Annotated in this window: 18 protein-coding genes; 7 read left to right on the top strand and 11 right to left on the bottom strand. The window is 65.6% G+C overall.

Annotated features, from left to right (window positions below):
• Together HG262_RS14200 and rapZ are read right to left on the bottom strand one after the other, a co-directional pair.
• Positions 1-672: septal ring lytic transglycosylase RlpA family protein (locus tag HG262_RS14200; RefSeq protein WP_169271631.1), on the bottom strand; the 672-nt coding region annotated here is incomplete at its 3' end.
• Entirely contained in the window at positions 669-1,541 is an 873-nt protein-coding gene (gene rapZ, locus HG262_RS14195; protein ID WP_006224731.1) for an RNase adapter RapZ, read from the bottom strand. The genes HG262_RS14200 and rapZ, both read right to left, overlap by 4 nt.
• 184 nt (positions 1,542-1,725) lie before the next feature.
• On the opposite strand from rapZ, the gene HG262_RS14190 reads away from it, so the two are divergent.
• Both HG262_RS14190 and HG262_RS14185 read left to right on the top strand, forming a co-directional pair.
• Complete coding sequence (locus tag HG262_RS14190) at positions 1,726-2,484, top strand: c-type cytochrome (protein WP_211187299.1); 759 nt, start codon at positions 1,726-1,728, stop codon at positions 2,482-2,484.
• 12 nt (positions 2,485-2,496) lie between these two features.
• A complete protein-coding gene (locus HG262_RS14185; protein WP_169271630.1) occupies positions 2,497-3,780 on the top strand; it encodes a cytochrome c in 1,284 nt (427 codons plus the stop codon).
• Positions 3,781-3,787: 7 nt separating this feature from the next.
• On the opposite strand, the gene HG262_RS14180 is transcribed toward HG262_RS14185, so the two are convergent.
• The 9 genes from HG262_RS14180 to HG262_RS14140 all read right to left on the bottom strand — a co-directional run bounded on the left by HG262_RS14180 (position 3,788) and on the right by HG262_RS14140 (position 11,314).
• Positions 3,788-5,221, bottom strand: a complete 1,434-nt coding sequence (locus HG262_RS14180; protein WP_169271629.1) for a PLP-dependent aminotransferase family protein — start codon at positions 5,219-5,221, stop codon at positions 3,788-3,790.
• 22 nt (positions 5,222-5,243) lie between these two features.
• Complete coding sequence (hprK, locus tag HG262_RS14175; RefSeq protein WP_006216298.1) at positions 5,244-6,170, bottom strand: HPr(Ser) kinase/phosphatase; 927 nt, start codon at positions 6,168-6,170, stop codon at positions 5,244-5,246.
• A 21-nt stretch (positions 6,171-6,191) separates the two neighbouring features.
• Positions 6,192-6,647: a PTS sugar transporter subunit IIA gene (locus HG262_RS14170; RefSeq protein ID WP_169271628.1), complete on the bottom strand. Its 456-nt coding sequence runs from the start codon at positions 6,645-6,647 to the stop codon at positions 6,192-6,194.
• A gap of 366 nt (positions 6,648-7,013) precedes the next feature.
• Entirely contained in the window at positions 7,014-7,352 is a 339-nt protein-coding gene (gene raiA / locus HG262_RS14165) for a ribosome-associated translation inhibitor RaiA (RefSeq protein ID WP_006216296.1), read from the bottom strand.
• A gap of 222 nt (positions 7,353-7,574) precedes the next feature.
• Positions 7,575-8,369, bottom strand: a complete 795-nt coding sequence (lptB, locus tag HG262_RS14160) for an LPS export ABC transporter ATP-binding protein (protein ID WP_169271627.1) — start codon at positions 8,367-8,369, stop codon at positions 7,575-7,577.
• Between the two features lie 33 nt (positions 8,370-8,402).
• Positions 8,403-9,053, bottom strand: coding sequence for a lipopolysaccharide transport periplasmic protein LptA (gene lptA / locus HG262_RS14155; protein WP_169271626.1), 651 nt, complete (start codon positions 9,051-9,053; stop codon positions 8,403-8,405).
• Entirely contained in the window at positions 9,050-9,682 is a 633-nt protein-coding gene (gene lptC / locus HG262_RS14150) for an LPS export ABC transporter periplasmic protein LptC (protein WP_169271625.1), read from the bottom strand. The genes lptA and lptC overlap by 4 nt, the downstream gene beginning before the upstream one ends.
• Positions 9,683-9,719: 37 nt before the next feature.
• Positions 9,720-10,328: an HAD hydrolase family protein gene (locus HG262_RS14145; RefSeq protein ID WP_211187297.1), complete on the bottom strand. Its 609-nt coding sequence runs from the start codon at positions 10,326-10,328 to the stop codon at positions 9,720-9,722.
• Positions 10,325-11,314, bottom strand: coding sequence for a KpsF/GutQ family sugar-phosphate isomerase (locus tag HG262_RS14140; protein WP_169271623.1), 990 nt, complete (start codon positions 11,312-11,314; stop codon positions 10,325-10,327). Before HG262_RS14140 ends, HG262_RS14145 begins: the two co-directional genes overlap by 4 nt.
• 104 nt (positions 11,315-11,418) lie before the next feature.
• Here HG262_RS14140 and purT point away from each other — a divergent pair, with 104 nt between their 5' ends.
• From purT to cydX, 5 genes are all read left to right on the top strand, one after another.
• Entirely contained in the window at positions 11,419-12,636 is a 1,218-nt protein-coding gene (purT, locus tag HG262_RS14135) for a formate-dependent phosphoribosylglycinamide formyltransferase (RefSeq protein ID WP_169271622.1), read from the top strand.
• A 295-nt stretch (positions 12,637-12,931) separates the two neighbouring features.
• Positions 12,932-13,477, top strand: a complete 546-nt coding sequence (locus HG262_RS14130) for a GbsR/MarR family transcriptional regulator (protein WP_006224720.1) — start codon at positions 12,932-12,934, stop codon at positions 13,475-13,477.
• Positions 13,478-13,606: 129 nt separating this feature from the next.
• Complete coding sequence (locus tag HG262_RS14125; protein ID WP_169271621.1) at positions 13,607-15,181, top strand: cytochrome ubiquinol oxidase subunit I; 1,575 nt, start codon at positions 13,607-13,609, stop codon at positions 15,179-15,181.
• Positions 15,182-15,194: 13 nt separating this feature from the next.
• Positions 15,195-16,349: a cytochrome d ubiquinol oxidase subunit II gene (cydB, locus tag HG262_RS14120; RefSeq protein ID WP_169271620.1), complete on the top strand. Its 1,155-nt coding sequence runs from the start codon at positions 15,195-15,197 to the stop codon at positions 16,347-16,349.
• A gap of 15 nt (positions 16,350-16,364) precedes the next feature.
• Positions 16,365-16,490: a cytochrome bd-I oxidase subunit CydX gene (gene cydX, locus HG262_RS14115; protein WP_105555915.1), complete on the top strand. Its 126-nt coding sequence runs from the start codon at positions 16,365-16,367 to the stop codon at positions 16,488-16,490.
• The last annotated feature ends 45 nt before the right edge of the window (positions 16,491-16,535 follow it).

The following is a 16,535-nucleotide window of genomic DNA, read 5'->3' as shown; positions in this document are numbered from 1 at the left end:
CTTCCGATCCTCGGCCGTCAGTGCGACGGGTACGGCGGCCACCGGCGCCAGCACGGGCAAGGAGCCTGTGGCCGATGCGGGTTCCGGCGCAGCCGGCGCGCCTTGCGAGGCCAGGCGGCGGATCTCCGCTTGCGGAATGCTCTCCACGATGACCTGGCCGCTGCCCGGCCCGATGATGCCCAGCTTGTACGCCGCCACATAGGACAGGTCCATGATCCGGTCGCTATGGAACGGCCCGCGGTCGTTCACGCGCACGACGATCGTCTTGCCGTTGACCAGGCTCGTGACGCGCGCATAGCTGGGGATCGGCAGCGTCGTGTGGGCGGCCGTCATGGCGTACATATCGTAGGACTCGCCGATGGACGTCGAATTGCCGTGGAATTTCTTGCCGTACCAAGATGCGGTGCCGCGCTGCTTGTACGGCTGGCCGCTGGTGTCCGGCACATAGCGTTGGCCGAACACCACGTAAGGCCGGTTGGCGCCGCTGGCGTAGGGTTCGATGCGCGGCACGGCGTCGGGCACCTGGTCCAGGTTGGACGGTGGGTTGGCATCCGGACCATCGTCCTTGTAATAACCGCCGCCCTTTTTGCGTCCACCGGTGGAAGAGCATCCTGCCACGGCAATGGCCAGCAGCAACATCAGGATCAGGTGGAGCGGACGGGACAGGATCATGCGGATTCGACGGGCAATTGGTTGCGGTGGCGCACAAGCAGGGGGTCGTGGTCGGCGAAGCGTAGCGCCAGTTGCTCGACAACATAGACCGAGCGGTGCTGGCCGCCGGTGCAGCCGATCGCTACGGTCAGGTAGTTGCGGGTGTCTTGGGTGTACTGCGGCAGCCAGCGGTTCAGAAAGCCGGCGATGTCGTCGATCATCTGTCCGACCTGTTCGTACCCGGCCAGCCAGGTGGCCACGGGCTCGTCGCGGCCGGTCAGCGGACGCAGGTTGCGATCGTAATGGGGGTTGGGCAGGCAGCGCACATCGAACACCAGGTCGGCGTCGCCAGGCACGCCGCGCTTGTAGGCGAAAGATTCGAAGGTCAGTACCAGCGGCGCGCGATCGGCCTGGATCAGGTCGCGGACCCAGGCGCGCAACTGGCCGGGGGTCAGGTCGGACGTGTCGATCACATGCTCTTGCTCGCGCAGCGGCGCCAAGAGTTCGCGCTCCAGCGCGATGCAGTCGGTGAGCGACGGGGCGGTACCGCCGCGCTGCAGGCGGTCGGTCAGCGGATGGCGGCGGCGGGATTCGGAGTAGCGCTGAACCAGGGTGGCGGTGTTGGCGTCCAGGAAGACCACGCGCAGGCTGGTGCCCATGGCGCGCAGGGCCGTGACCACGTCGGGCAGTTCCGCCAATTCGCCCGGGGACCGGACGTCGATGGCGACGGCGACGCGCTCCAGGCCGTCGTCCCGCGCATTGGCGATGAATTCGGTCAGGAACCGGACGGGCAGGTTGTCGACGCAGGTGTAGCTGGCATCCTCGAGCATGCGCAGGGCAACGGATTTGCCTGAGCCTGAGATGCCGGTGACAAGGACGACTTTCAACATGGACATGATTGTGGCACGCTTTTCCAGGACGATGCCGGCGGGATGGCATCTGATATGGCCGTAAACTGGGAATCTGCGCCTGTACCGTTTCGTCTGCCCTGGCGTAAGCTTGGGGCCGGATACTTGATCGATTCACTTACGCGCCCCGCCGTCATGCGTTTCGGGGGATTGGAATTCGACCTAGATGTTAGCCCTCATTTCGTTTTGTAGTGTTTCACTGCCGCGGTTTGGGGCGATTTTCCGCGTGATGGCGGCAGCCGTTGTTGCCTTTATGGCAACGTCCGCGCTGGCGCAGCCGGCCGTTCAAGACACGTTGCGCCCCGACACCATGGCGGCCCGGGTCGCGGCCTGTACAGCCTGTCATGGGACGCAGGGCCGGGCCGGCACGGACGGCTACTACCCGCGCCTGGCCGGCAAGCCGCAGGAATACCTGTATCACCAGCTCCTGAATTTCCGCGACGACCGGCGCCAGTACCGCCCCATGGCGCATCTGCTGACTGGCTTGCCCGACGACTACCTGCGCGAGATGGCCGCGTATTTCTCCGAACAGCACGTGCCATATCCGGCGCCCACGCGCGCGCAGGTCGCGAGCGCCACGATGGAAGCCGGCCGCACGCTGGCCTTGAACGGCGACGCGGCCCGCGGCCTGCCCGCCTGCGCGTCCTGTCATGGCGCGGCCCTCAGCGGCCTGATGCCGGCCATCCCGGGCTTGCTCGGCTTGCCCCGCGACTACATCGGCTCGCAGATCGGCAGCTGGAAGAACGGTTTGCGCCGCGCCGCCGCACCCGACTGCATGGCGGACATTGCCGACAAACTCACCCCCACCGACATCGGCGCCCTGGCGGCGTGGCTGTCGTCGCAACCGGTCGTCGAGCCCTACGCGCCCGAGGCCGCCGGATCGCTGCGCCTGCCCGCCGAGTGCGGCAGCCAGGCGCAACGCTGAGAGGGGCCCCCGATGAAACTGCTAAAGAAAATCCTGGGTGTGGTGTTGCTGGCGGCGGTCGTCGCCGCGGGCGGCCTGTATTGGCTGGGTACGCGCGATGACACCAGCACGGGGCCTGCCGCAGCGTCGGTCGACGCCTCCACGCTGATCGAGCGCGGACGCTACCTGGCGCTGGCAGGCAACTGCATGGCCTGCCACACCAGCCGGGGCGGCAAGGCGCTGGCGGGCGGCACGCCGATCCCGACGCCGTTCGGCACCGTATTCGGTCCGAACATCACCCCCGACGACAAGACCGGCATCGGCACCTGGTCCGCCGACGACTTCTGGCAGGCGCTGCACAACGGCAAATCGAAAGACGGCACGCTGCTGTATCCGGCTTTTCCGTACACGGAATACACGCGCGTCACGCGCGCCGACGCCGATGCGCTCTACGCCTATCTGCGCAGCGTGGCGCCCGTCAGCCAGCCGAACCGTCCGCCCGAACTGGACTTCCCCTACGACCAGCGCGCCTTGCTGGCCGCGTGGCGCGCGCTGTACTTCAAGCCCGGCGTGCACGAAGCCGATGCGGGCCAGTCGGTGCAATGGAACCGTGGGCGTTATCTGGTCGAAGGGCTGGGGCACTGCGCCGCTTGCCATACGCCGCGCAACAGCCTGGGCGCGACGCGCGCGTCGGCCTCCCTGACCGGCGGGGTCATCCCGGTACTGGACTGGTATGCGCCGCCGCTCACTAACGACATGCAGACGGGCATGGGCCGCTGGACGGCAGCCGATATCGCCGCTTTGCTCAAGACCGGCATTTCCGCGCATTCCAGCGCCAGCGGACCGATGGCCGAAGTGGTCCTGGGCAGCACGCAGCACCTGACCGACGACGACGCCCTGGCGATCGGCGTCTATATCAAGTCGCTGCCCGCCACGCCGGCGTCCACGCCGCGGCAGAAGGTGGCGGCGGCGCCGGCGGCGATGGAACTGGGCAGCAAGATCTACGAACAGCAGTGCGCGCAGTGCCATCAGTCGAATGGCGGGGGAAGCGGCTCGGCCTGGCCCGCGTTGGCGGGCAACCCCACGGTGACGGCGCCGTCGCCGCTCAACGTGATTCGCATGGTGCTGGACGGCGGCTACGCGCCGGCAACCGCTGCCAACCCCCGGCCGCACGGCATGCCGCCGTTCGGGCAGCTGCTGAATGACAACGACATCGCCATGCTGGTGTCCTACCTGCGAAACAGCTGGGGCAACGAGGCCGGCGGCGTCACGGCGCTTGAGGTCAAGCGGGCGCGTGCCGCGTCGACACTGAACTGATGTCGCGCTAGCGCCGCCGGGCGGCCTGCGCAGAGGCCTTGCGCGCCAGTTCGCCCAGCAACCGGATGGCGGTGTCGTGGGCGGCGTCCCAGGGGTGGCCATAGTTCAGGCGCAACGCGGTGGCGAACTGGCCGCTGGCCGAAAATATCGGGCCCGGCGCTACGCTGATGCCGCGCGCCAGCGCATCGCGGTGCAGGGCTAGCGCATCTACGGCCGCGGGCAGCTCCAGCCACAGGAAAAATCCCCCTTGCGGACGCGTCACGCGTGTGCCGGCGGGGAATTCGCGCGCAATCGCATCGGCCATGCGTTCTTGCTGCGCTTGCAGCGTTTCGCGCAGGCGACGCAGATGGCGGTCGTAGCCGCCTTGTTCCAGGTATTCGGCGATCGCGCCTTGCGCGGGGCCGGAGGCGGACAGCGTGGACGTCAACTTCAAGCGCTGGACGCGTTGCGCGTAGCGGCCTGCCGAGGCCCAGCCGATGCGGTAGCCCGGCGCCAGGCATTTCGAAAACGACGAGCAGTGCAGCACCAGCCCCTGCTTGTCGTAGGCCTTGGCGGGCACGGGCCGCGCGGCGCCGAAATACAGTTCGCCGTAGACATCGTCTTCGATCAACGGGATGTCGTGGCGTGCCAGCAATTCGACAAGCTGCCGCTTCTTGTCATCCGGCATCAGGCTGCCCAGCGGGTTCTGGAATTGCGTCATCAGCCAACAGGCCTTGGGGGCGTGCCGCTGGATGGCGGCTTCCATGGCGTCCAGGTCGACGCCGGTGCGCGGATGGGTCGGCACTTCCAGCGCCTTCAGGCCCAGCCGTTCAAGCGCCTGCAACGCGCCGTAGAACGTGGGCGCTTCGACGATGACGGTGTCGCCTGGCTGCGTGACCGCTTGCAGGCACAGGTTCAACGCTTCCAGCGCGCCGTTGGTCACGACGATATCGTTGGCGGGCACGTTAATGCCGCCGATCAGGTAGCGCAGCGCGATCTGTCGGCGCAGGCGCGGATTGCCGGGGCTCAGGTCTTCTACGGTATCCAGCGGATCGTGGCGTTTCAGGTGCGCGGCCATCGCCTGCGCCAGCCGCGCCAGCGGAAACAGCAGCGGCGACGGAAAGGCGGATCCCAGCGGCGTCACGTCGCGGTTGCGTACGGAACCCAGGATATCGAAGATGCGTTCGCTGATCGCGAGTTCGGTGGACTCGCCGTCGGGGCTGGACGTGCCCGGTTCGGGGGGAAGGGATTCCGCGGGGGCGTGCACGTAGTAGCCCGAGCGTGGCCGGGCGCGGATGAGCCCGCGCGCTTCAAGCAGGTAGTACGCCTGGAACACCGTGGAAGGGCTGACGCCCCGGGCCGCGCAGGCATCGCGCACGGACGGCAATTTGTCGCCCACGCGCATTACGCCGTCCGCGATCGATTTGGCGATCTCGGCGGCCAGGGTTTCGTACAGGCTCACGGTGCCGCGTGGCGACGCGCGTTCATTTGCTGCTTTGCAGGATCGCCATGGCCTGGCGCTCCATGAACTCGCCCAGCGTATCGATGCCGCGCAGCTTGAGTATCGTGTTGCGCACGGCGGCTTCGACCAGCACCGCCAGGTTGCGGCCGGCGGCCACTTGCAGCATCACCTTGCGCACGGGCAGGCCCAGCATGTCTTGCGTGATGTCCTGCAGCGGCAGGCGTTCGAACTTGTCTTGCGCGGTGGCGCGCACCAGGTGCACGATCAGTTTCAAGCGCATCTTCCGGCGCACCGAGGTCTCGCCGAAGATGGTGCGGATGTCGAGCAAACCCAGGCCGCGGACTTCCAGCAGGTTCTGCAGCAGCTGCGGGCAATGGCCCTCGATCATGTTGGGGGCGGTACGCGAGAATTCCACGGCGTCGTCGGCCACCAGGCCGTGTCCGCGCGAAATCAATTCCAGCGCCAGTTCGCTTTTCCCCAGGCCGGATTCGCCGGTGATCAGCACGCCCAGACCCAACACGTCCAGGAATACGCCGTGCACGGTGGTGGTGGGCGCAAGCTTCTTGCCCAGGTAGATGCGCAGCAGGTCGATCAACTGGGCCGCCGCCACCGGGGTGGACAGGAGCGGCACCTGATGCTGGTCGCATTGGTCGACCAGGTCTTGGGGCGGCGTCAGGCCGTCGGCCAGCAGGATGGCGGGCACGCCGCCGATCAGCAGCTCGTCCATGTGGTGCATGCGGCGGCGCAGGTCGAAGCGCGTGTAGTACGCCAGTTCTTCCTGCCCGAACACCTGGATGCGCGACGGGTGGATCAGGTTCAAGTGGCCGACGAGGTCGGCGGCCGCCATGCCGTCATCGGGAATTGCGCGGTCCGCGGCGCCTTGGCCCGAGATCCAGTTGAAGGGGATTTTGTCGGCGTTGTCGTCGACGAGTTCCTGCACCGTGAGCATGGCAGCGTTTCCGCGGAGGGGTCAGAGTTGGCCGGTCGTGAGCATCTTGTGGACGATGGCCGGATCGGCCTCCGTGGCCAGAGCCTCGCGCAATGCCTTGTTGGACATGAGCTGAGCAAGTTCGGCCAGGATCTCCAGGTGCTGCTGGGTGGCCGTTTCCGGCACCAGCAGGCAGAGCAGCATCGACACGGGTTGCCCGTCGGGTGCGTCGAAAGTGATGGGCTGGGCCAGGCGGATGAATGCCGCCAGCGCCTGCTCCAACCCCTTCACGCGGCCGTGGGGCACGGCGACGCCCTGCCCAAGGGCAGTGGAGCCTAGACGTTCCCGGGCAAACAGGCTGTCGAACACGAGCGCGCGTGCCAAGCCATGGTTGTTTTCAAAAAGAAGGCCAGCTTGTTCGAACGCACGTTTCTTGCTCGTTGCGAGCATATCGAGCACGACGTTGCCGGCGGGTAGGATGCGCGACAAATGATTCATCGGATCATTATATGGTTATATGACGCAGTGCAATAAATTGGCCTCGCGCCGTGCCCATGGTGTGGGCGGACGACGTCACGGCAAGAGCGACAGCATAGACTGATCGCGCCGGATTGTGGGCATTCCCGGGGCCGAAGCGGCCCGATTGAGGGCGAAAAGCCGGAAATGCACGGCGCAACGACGCTTCTCCGGGAGAACCGGAAATTCAGGGACAAGCTTGGGTGGGGAGTGACGCGGAAGGGGGAGTGCGGGGAGTTTTGCCGATGCCCCGGCTGGACTGACGTCTAGCGGGACACCGGGACTTAGGCAGGATTTCTACAATCGCTGTTTAGCTTGATCGCCCAGGGCGAGTGGTCATGAAGCGCATTACTGCTGGGGTGGCGAGAGGCTCGCCGCTTGCCGCTTCACGGACTCCGCTGAGTGACTTCGTACCTTGTCCTTGTGCTTGATGACCTGACGGTCGACTTTGTCAGCAAGAAGGTCTATGGCTGCATAGAGGTTTTCATCGGTTGCTTCACAATGAATGTCCTTACCGCTTAGACGCATGGTGATTTCGGCTCTATGCCGCAGGGGCTCTACCGAGAGCATGACCTGGGTATCGATGACGTGATCGAAATGCCGCAGCACTCGCGCCAATTTGTTCATGACATATTCCCGGATTGCCGGGGTGACGTCGAGGTGACGACCGCAGATGCTCAGGTTCATAGTGTGCTCTCCTTCTAAAAGAGAAAAATGGGTGCGCAAAATGCGCGGTGAGGTCGTTAGGCGTTCTCCTTGATTGGGTGGGTTCGTTAAGTACTAGTGTATAGACTCGGGCCGATAAAACAAGCTGACCTAGCGCAAGAACATGGCATTTTTATGGCGGAGTCCCCGGGGTGTATCCGCCCTTGCCCGAGAGGGGGCTAGGGGTCTTCCCCAGGGGGCCTGTTACATGCGGAAGTGCTCGCCCAGGTAGACGCGGCGCACGGCCGGATCGCCCACGATTTCGTCGGGGTGGCCGTCGGTCAGCACTTTGCCCTCGCTGATGATGTAGGCGCGATCGCAGATGCCCAGCGTTTCGCGCACGTTGTGGTCGGTGATCAGCACGCCGATGCCGCGGCCTTTCAGGAACCGGACGATGCGCTGGATTTCGATGACGGCGATGGGATCCACGCCGGCGAAGGGCTCGTCCAGCAAGATGAAGCGCGGGCTGGTGGCCAGCGCGCGCGCGATTTCCACGCGGCGGCGTTCGCCGCCCGACAGCGAGATCGCGGCGTTGCTGCGGATGTGGCCGATCTGGAGCTCTTCCAGCAAGGACTCCATCTGCTCGTTGATCTTCGGCGTGGACAGCGGGCGTCCGTCGGCGCCGACCTGCAGTTCCAGCACCGCGCGGATGTTCTGCTCCACCGTCAGCCGGCGGAACACGGAGGCGTCCTGCGGCAGGTACGACAGGCCCATGCGGGCGCGCTTGTGGATCGGCATCGCCGTGATGACCGAGCCGTCGATTTCGATGCGGCCAGCGTCCGCGGGCACCAGGCCCACGATCATGTAGAAGCTGGTGGTCTTGCCGGCGCCGTTGGGGCCCAGCAGGCCGACGACTTCGCCGCTGACCACGGACAGGGACACGTCCTGCACCACGGTCCGGCCGTTATAGGTCTTGCGCAAACCGGTTGCGCGCAGGCTGCCCTGCTTGACCCCCGAGGGGGCGGAGGTCACGGGTGTCGGCACAGAGGGTTGGTTCATCGTGGCTGCGAGTGGTGTTGCATGGGGGGCGGTTCAACGCCCTTTCTTGGCGGCTTGCTGCTTGCGGCATTCGGCGACCGCGGCATCCGATTTGGCGCGCGGTTCGGCGACCGAGCGGACCCGTCCGCCGGCGGCGGCGGAATTCGGACCGCCCTGGGCTTCGTACGTGCCGGTTTTCTCGTTGTAGCGTACCCGTTCGCCGCGAATCGTGTCGAACGGTTTGCCACAGACGTAACGGATGACGACGGCCTGGCCGATCAGGTCGAAAGTGCTCTTGGTGCCGTCATATTCGGCGCGCAGGCCCTTGCCTTCGATCAGTTCGAACGTCTCGGGGCGTTCCTGGCGGATGGTCACGACCTTGCCCTTGTTGGCGGTGGCCGTGCCGTATTGGCCGCCCTGGGCGTCCTCGTGCATTTCCAGCGTGTCGGAGGTCAGCGTCATCAGGCCGCGCGTCATGTTGACGTTGCCCGTAAAGACGCTTTGCTTCTTCACGTCGTCATAGTGCAGGGTGTCCGACAGGATCAGCGTGCTGGGCTCCTCGGCGGGGGCTGCCGCCTTGCTGGCGCCGGCCGCGGGCTTGGGCGTGGCATCCTGCGCGTGCGCCGGCGCAAGCACCGAAGCCGTCAGCAGGACCGCGCCAAGCAGGCGGGTCGTCGGGGCAAGGAGAATCCGGAGGTCGGTCATGGTTTCTTCTGGTCAGAGTTGTTGGCGGGTATCTCGGTCCGGCGCTGTTGCTTGCCTTCGGAACCGGCGATCTCGACGTCCGTTGACGCGGATACCTGCAATTGGCGTGTTTTGTTGTTGTAGTGCATGCCCTTGCCGTTCATGCGCGAACGGCCCTTGATCACCTCGGCGGGCAGGTCGGTGAAAACCACATCTTCGTCCGGCAGGATGATCAACTGCTGGCTGCGCACGTCCAGTATGTCGTTGTTGGCGTCGGGCTGGCGATGCACGTGGGCGTCGCCATTCATGACGATGCGCTTGCCGCCTTGCTCCATTACCGCGGTCTTCGCAACGCCCACCGTGATCGGGTTGGCTTCGCGCTGGCCCACCGCGCGCGGCGCGGTGATGTGATAGGAGTCGTCGTCGGGGAAGTGTTCGGCGTATTCGCCTTCCAGCCGATTGATGGGGCGCCCCGTCGGATCGGTGCGCAGCATCACGAAATCGCGCGACCACGCGTCCATCTCGTGCGTGATGCGGCGCGGCGGGTCCACCTGGATGGCGCGTTGCGCGTAATCGGCGGCCCACCAGGAACTGGTGACGAGCACCAGCAGGAGGAACAGCGCGATCAGTGAAGGGAAACGTTCTTTCATCAGGTTCGCCGCGCGGGCGTATGCGTGTTCAAGAGGGTCATTGGATAGCGCCGGGACCCAGCAGGCCCGGCGCCGCCAGGAACGCGCCCAGGCGTCCCTGCGAGGCCAGCAGCAGGTCGCAGCATTCGCGCACCGCGCCGCTGCCGCCCGGTTGCGTCGAGATCCAATGCGCCGCCTGGCTGACATAGCCGGGCGCGTTCGGCACGCTGACGGCGAAGCCTGCGCGCTGCATGGCCGGCAGGTCGATGATGTCATCGCCCATATAGCCGGTCTGGTTCAGTTGGACACCGTTGCGCTGCGCAAGTTCTGCCAGGGCCGAACCCTTGTCGCGCACGCCCTGCATGACTTCCGCGATGCCCAGTTCGGCGGCGCGGCGCGCCACGATGGGGCCCGAACGGCCGGTCATCAGCGCCACTTTCAGCCCACCCTCCATCAGCAGGCGCAGGCCGTGGCCGTCCAGCGCGTTAAAGCGCTTCTGCAGTTCGCCGCTTTCGCCATAGTAAAGGCTGCCGTCGGTCAGCACGCCGTCGACGTCGAACACCATCAGGCGTACGGCCGCGGCGCGGTCGCGCACGGTGGCGGGGATACGGGCAAGGACCAGCGCTTCGGCCGGGTGAGTCACGGAAGCAGGAAGATTCATAGTCATACCACTTTAGCGGCCATCAGATCGTGCATGTGCAAGGCGCCGAGCAGCGCGCCGTCATTGTCCAGCACCAGCATCTGACTGAGCCGTAGCTCGTCCATCTGCTGGGCGGCTTCGACGGCAAGCGCGTCGGGGTTGATGCTGCGTGGCGACCGGGTCATGCCCGCCTCCACGGTCAGACTGCGGATATCGCCGTGCCGGGCGATCAGGCGGCGCAAGTCGCCGTCGGTGAAGATCCCCAGCGGGCGGTGCTGCGCGTCGGTGACGACCGTCATGCCCATGCCCTTGTTGGACATGACTTCCAGCGCCTGCGACACCGGGGTGCCGGCCAGCACGATCGGCAGGGCGTTGCCCTGGCGCATCACGTCGCGCACGTGGGTCAGCAGGCGGCGGCCAAGGGCGCCGCCCGGATGCGAGCGCGCGAAATCCTGCGGACCGAAGCCGCGGGCTTCCAGGCAGGCGACCGCGAGGGCGTCGCCCAGGGCCAGCGCCGCCGTGGTGCTGGCGGTGGGGGCCAGGTTCAGTGGGCAGGCCTCCACGGCCACGCTGCCGTCCAGGTGCACGTCGGCCAGCAGGGCCAGTTCCGATTGGGGGTTGCCGGTGATCGCCACCAGCTTGGCGCCCATGCGGCGCGCCACGGGCAGGATGGTCAGGAGCTCCTGGCCCGCCCCGGAATACGAGATGGCGATGACGACATCGTCCTGCGTGATCATGCCCAGGTCGCCATGGACGGCCTCCGCGGCATGCACGAAGAAGGCAGGCGTGCCGGTCGAGGCGAACGTCGCCGCGATCTTGCGGGCGATATGGCCGGTCTTGCCGATGCCGGTGACGACCACGCGGCCACGGCACGCCAGCAGCAGGGCGACGACCTGGGTGAAGGTGTCGTCCAGCCGGGCAGACAGGTCCAGCAGGCCCTGACTTTCGATTTGCAGCGTTCTGCGCGCAGATGCCAGCGCGGTATCGGACGATGTAGTGGGATGATCAGTCATGCGGCGATTTTAATATCAGTATGCGGGTTTGCCCCCGGCAGGGGCGTATGGCATCCTGGCGGCTGTTTTCAACGGCTTTCAATCCTTCTATCCAGGCCCGCTCCATGTCCAGCATTTCCAGCCCCGTCCTTGGCACGCCCCTGTCCCCCCTGGCCACCCGAGTCATGCTGCTCGGATCCGGCGAATTGGGTAAAGAGGTCATCATTGCCCTGCAGAGGCTGGGCGTGGAAGTCATCGCGGTGGACCGGTACGCGGATGCGCCCGGCCATCAGGTGGCGCACCGGGCGCACGTGGTCTCGATGACCGACGCGGACGCCCTGAAGAAGATCATCGAACAGGAACGGCCGCACGTTATTGTCCCCGAAATCGAGGCTATTGCCACGAGTTTGCTGGTGGAGCTGGAAGCGGCCGGCGTGGCGCGCGTGACCCCCACCGCCCGGGCCGCCCAATTGACCATGAACCGCGAGGGCATCCGCCGCCTGGCGGCCGAGACGCTAGGCCTGCCCACATCCCCGTACAAATTCGTCGATACCGAGGCGGAACTGCGCGCCGCCATCGACGGGGGCATCGGCTACCCCTGCGTCATCAAGCCGGTCATGTCTTCGTCGGGCAAGGGCCAGTCGGTGATCAAAACCGCCGACGACGTGGCGCAATCGTGGCGGTACGCGCAGGAAGGCGGCCGCGTGGGCGGCGGGCGGGCCATTGTCGAAGGCTTTATCCGCTTTGACTACGAAATCACCCTGTTGACCGTCCGCGCCCGCGGCGCCGACGGCACGGTCGAGACCCGGTATTGCGAACCCATCGGCCACAAGCAAGTCGACGGCGACTACGTCGAAAGCTGGCAGCCGCACCCCATGTCGCCCGCCGCGCTGGCACGCGCCCGGGAAATCGCCCTGGCGGTCACGGCCGACCTGGGCGGGCTGGGCATTTTCGGCGTCGAACTCTTCGTGGCCGGTGATCAGGTCTGGTTCTCGGAAGTCAGCCCGCGCCCGCACGACACGGGCATGGTCACCATGATCACCCAGGCCCAGAACGAATTCGAGTTGCACGCCCGCGCGCTGCTGGGCCTGCCGGTGGATACGCGCCTGCGCCAGCCGGGCGCCAGCAGCGTCATCTACGGCGGGGTGGATGCTGCGGCCGTCTCGTTCCATAACGTGGCGGAAGCCTTGGCCGAAGTCGGCACCGACATCCGCCTGTTCGGCAAGCCGGAATCCTTCGTCAAGCGCCGCATGGGCGTGGGCCTGGCCGTCGCCGACGACGTGGCGACCGCCCGCGCCAAGGCCAAGCGGGTGTCCGCCGCCGTCTCGGTCAAGGCGGGCTGACACCGCCGCATAAAGCTCGTCCCTTTTAATTTCTGCCGGGGCGTCGCCCCCGTCTACAGCCACCCGCCCTACGGCCGGTGGCTGTTTGCATTGGGTGGCCGTCCGCGGCCCGTATCCGGAGTTTGACCCTGGCCGTCCGCCCGGGCCCCGAAGCGGGGGCTTGTGCGATTGCCCCTGCCAGGTGTGTGGTTTGCGCTTTCTCACAGTTTGTTCGATAATTTCAGGAATTACTGAAAGCGGTGTAACTGTATTTATCAGCCATGCCGTGATCCTGACCCGCTGGCGCCGATAACTCATGGTTCTCACTCCTCAAAACGAACGTTTCGTGCTGCATTTCGGCGAAATGGGCAGCCGTTGGGGCGTGAACCGCACCGTCGGCCAGATCTACGCGTTGCTGTTCCTGCACCCCGAGCCGCTCAATGCTGACGACATCGCCGAAACCCTGGGGTTCTCGCGCTCGAACGTCAGCCTGGGGCTGAAAGAGTTGCAGTCCTGGCGGCTGGTCAAGCTGATCCATCAAGTCGGCGATCGCCGCGACTACTTCGAGACACCCAAAGACGTCTGGGAGATCTTCCGCATCCTGATGGAAGAAAAGCGCAAGCGCGAAATCAATCCCACGCTCACCCTGCTGCGCGACACCTTGCTGGAGACCCCGTCGGGGCCCAACGACGCCTACGCGCAGCAGCGCATGACCGAAATGCTGGAGCTCATCGAACTGTCTTCCGGATGGTTCGATGAGGTTCAACGCCTGCCCCCGGAGACGGTGCAAAAGCTCATGCGACTGGGGTCGCAAGTGCAGAAAGTGCTGGGCTTCGCCGGCAAATTGCGGGGCAAGGGCTGAGTTCCCGATGCGCCCCGATTTTTCAGGAAACCTCTATGAAGTTGTATGTAACGCCCGTAAGATGGCGCGAGAGACGGCCTGGGAACCATGCCGGTTGCCGCGGCACCTCAACTGCTTGGGAGCGTCCCAATGATTGATCTCGACGTCGTAAATCTGTCGCGATTCCAGTTTGCCGCGACCGCGCTTTACCACTTCCTGTTCGTCCCTCTCACGCTCGGCCTGTCGTTCATCCTGGCCATCATGGAAAGCGTGTACGTCATGACCGGCCGCCCCATCTGGAAGCGGATGACCATGTTCTGGGGCACCCTTTTCGGCATCAACTTCGCGCTTGGCGTCGCTACCGGCGTGGTGATGGAGTTCCAGTTCGGTATGAACTGGTCCTACTACAGCCACTATGTCGGCGACATCTTCGGCGCGCCGCTGGCGCTGGAAGGGCTGATGGCCTTCTTCCTGGAAGCCACCTTCGTCGGCCTGTTCTTCTTCGGCTGGAACCGCATGTCCAAGGTCAGCCACCTTGTCGTGACCTGGCTGGTGGCGTTCGGCACGAACTTCTCGGCTTTGTGGATCCTGATCGCCAACGGCTGGATGCAGAACCCGGTGGGCGCGATCTTCAATCCCGACACCATGCGCATGGAGATGACCGACTTCGCGGCGGTGATCTTCAACCCGGTGGCCCAAGCCAAGTTCGTGCACACGGTCAGCGCGGGTTACGTCGCGGGCGCCATGTTCGTGATGTCGATCAGCGCCTGGTACCTGTTGAAGGGCCGCCACACCGACCTGGCCAAGCGTTCGATGGCGGTCGCCGCCAGCTTCGGCCTGGCGGGCGCACTGTCGGTCGTGGTGCTGGGCGACGAAAGCGGCTACCTGACCACGGAACACCAGAAAATGAAGATCGCGGCGATGGAGTCCATGTGGCACACCGAGCCGGCGCCCGCGTCCTTCAACCTGATCGCGATCCCGAACCAGGCAGAGCGCAAGAACGACTTCGCCATCGAGATCCCGTACGTCATGGGCATCATCGGCACGCGTTCCTTGACCACGCCGTTGCTGGGCATCGACGACCTGATCCTGCGCGCCGAGAACCGCATCCGCGACGGCATGGTCGCGTACGACGCCCTGCAGAAGATACGCGCCAATCCCAAGGACGTGGACGCGCGCCTGACCTTCGACAAGACCTGGCCCGACCTGGGCTACGCCTTGCTGGTCAAGCGCTACCAGGAAGACATGAGCAAGGTCACTGAAGCGGACATCAAGAAGGCCGCGGTGGACACCGTGCCCAATGTGGCGCCGCTGTTCTGGGCGTTCCGCATCATGGTGGCGGTGGGCATGTACCTGATCCTGTTCTTCGGCGTGGCGTTCTGGCTGGCCTCCCGCGGGCGCCTGGACAGTCGCCGCGGCCTGCTCAAGGTGGCGCTGTGGAGCCTGCCGCTGCCGTGGGTCGCCATTGAAAGCGGCTGGTTCGTGGCTGAATACGGCCGCCAGCCCTGGGTGATCGAGGGGGTGCTGCCGACGTACTACGCCGCCTCGGGCCTGACGATCGCCGACCTGGCCATCAGCCTGGCGATCTTCCTGGTGCTGTACACGGTCCTCCTGATCATCGGCGTGAAGGTGATGCTGCACGCCATCAAGGCGGGTCCGAAATCCGATGGGCCGGTAGCGGGCAACGCCGCCGCCGATCCTGTGCGCGCCGCCGTGCGCGCCTGAGGGGGAGAAGCAGATGGATACCCTTATTCCTTTTGACTATGGCACCTTGCGTGTGATCTGGTGGGCGCTGCTGGGCGCCTTGCTGATCGGCTTCGCCGTTATGGACGGCTTTGATCTGGGCGTGGCCGCCTTGCTGCCCGTCGTGGCCAAGACCGATGCCGAGCGCCGTGTGGTGATCAATGTGGTCGGCCCGGTGTGGGAAGGCAACCAGGTCTGGCTGATCACGGCGGGCGGCGCGATCTTCGCCGCCTGGCCGTTGCTGTATGCCGCGTCGTTCTCCGGGTTCTACCTGGCGATGATGCTGGCGCTGATCGCGCTGATCCTGCGTCCCGTGGGCTTCAAGTACCGCAGCAAGATGGAAGGCACCCGCTGGCGCAACAGCTGGGACGGCGTGCTGTGCTTTTCGGGCGTGGTGGCCTCGCTGGTGTTCGGCGTGGCGGTCGGCAACATCATTCTTGGCGTGCCATTCACGTTCCAGGGCTCTGCGCTGCGCATGGTGTACGAAGGCCATTTCTATCAGCTGTTCACGCCATTCGCCCTGTTGTGCGGCGTGCTGAGCGTGGTGATGCTGGCCATGCACGGCGCGGTGCTGCTGGCCTGGCGCACGGAAGACCCGATTTCTTCGCGGGCCCGCAACTGGGGGCGCCTGCTGGCGTTGCTGACGGTGGCGCTGTTCGTCGCGGGCGGCTTCTGGGTGGCGGGTGGCTTGGGCGGGCACGTCATCACCAGCGCGGTCGACATGAAGGGGCCGTCGGATCCCATGCTCAAGTCCGTGAGCGTGCAGGCCGGCGCCTGGATGGCCAACTACGCGAAATGGCCGTTGATGTGGATCGCGCCGGCGCTGGGCGTAGCGGGCGCGGTGCTGGTGCTGCTGCTGTTGAGCGTGCGCGCCCATGTCCTGTCGTTCCTGGCCTCCGCGCTATCGATTACAGGCGTGATTCTGACGGTGGGCTTCTCGCTGTTCCCGTTCCTGATGCCGTCCTCGACCAATCCTCAAGCCGGCCTGACCGTCTGGGACGCGTCGTCCAGCCATCTGACGCTATGGATCATGGTGATCGCGGTCGTCATCTTCCTGCCGATCGTGACGCTCTACACCGCCTGGGTGTATCGCGTCATGCGCGGCAAGGTCACCCATGATTCCGTGGGCGACACGCCCAACTCATACTGAAAAGGAGCCTCCACCATGTGGTATTTCTCGTGGATACTCGGCTTGGGCCTGGCGTGTGCGTTCGCCATCCTCAATGCGATGTGGTTCGAGCTGCGCGAAGGGCATTCGCATGACCCGCGCGCCAGCCGTGGCGACGAGTGAGCGGCGGCGCTAGCACCCTCGAGCACGATCCCTCGGCCAGCCTGC

The organism is Achromobacter sp. Bel (genome assembly GCF_012928505.1).
Lineage (GTDB): Bacteria > Pseudomonadota > Gammaproteobacteria > Burkholderiales > Burkholderiaceae_B > Achromobacter.
The sequence above is the reverse complement of the archived record's forward strand: the minus strand, read 5'-3'. Positions and strand labels throughout refer to the sequence as shown.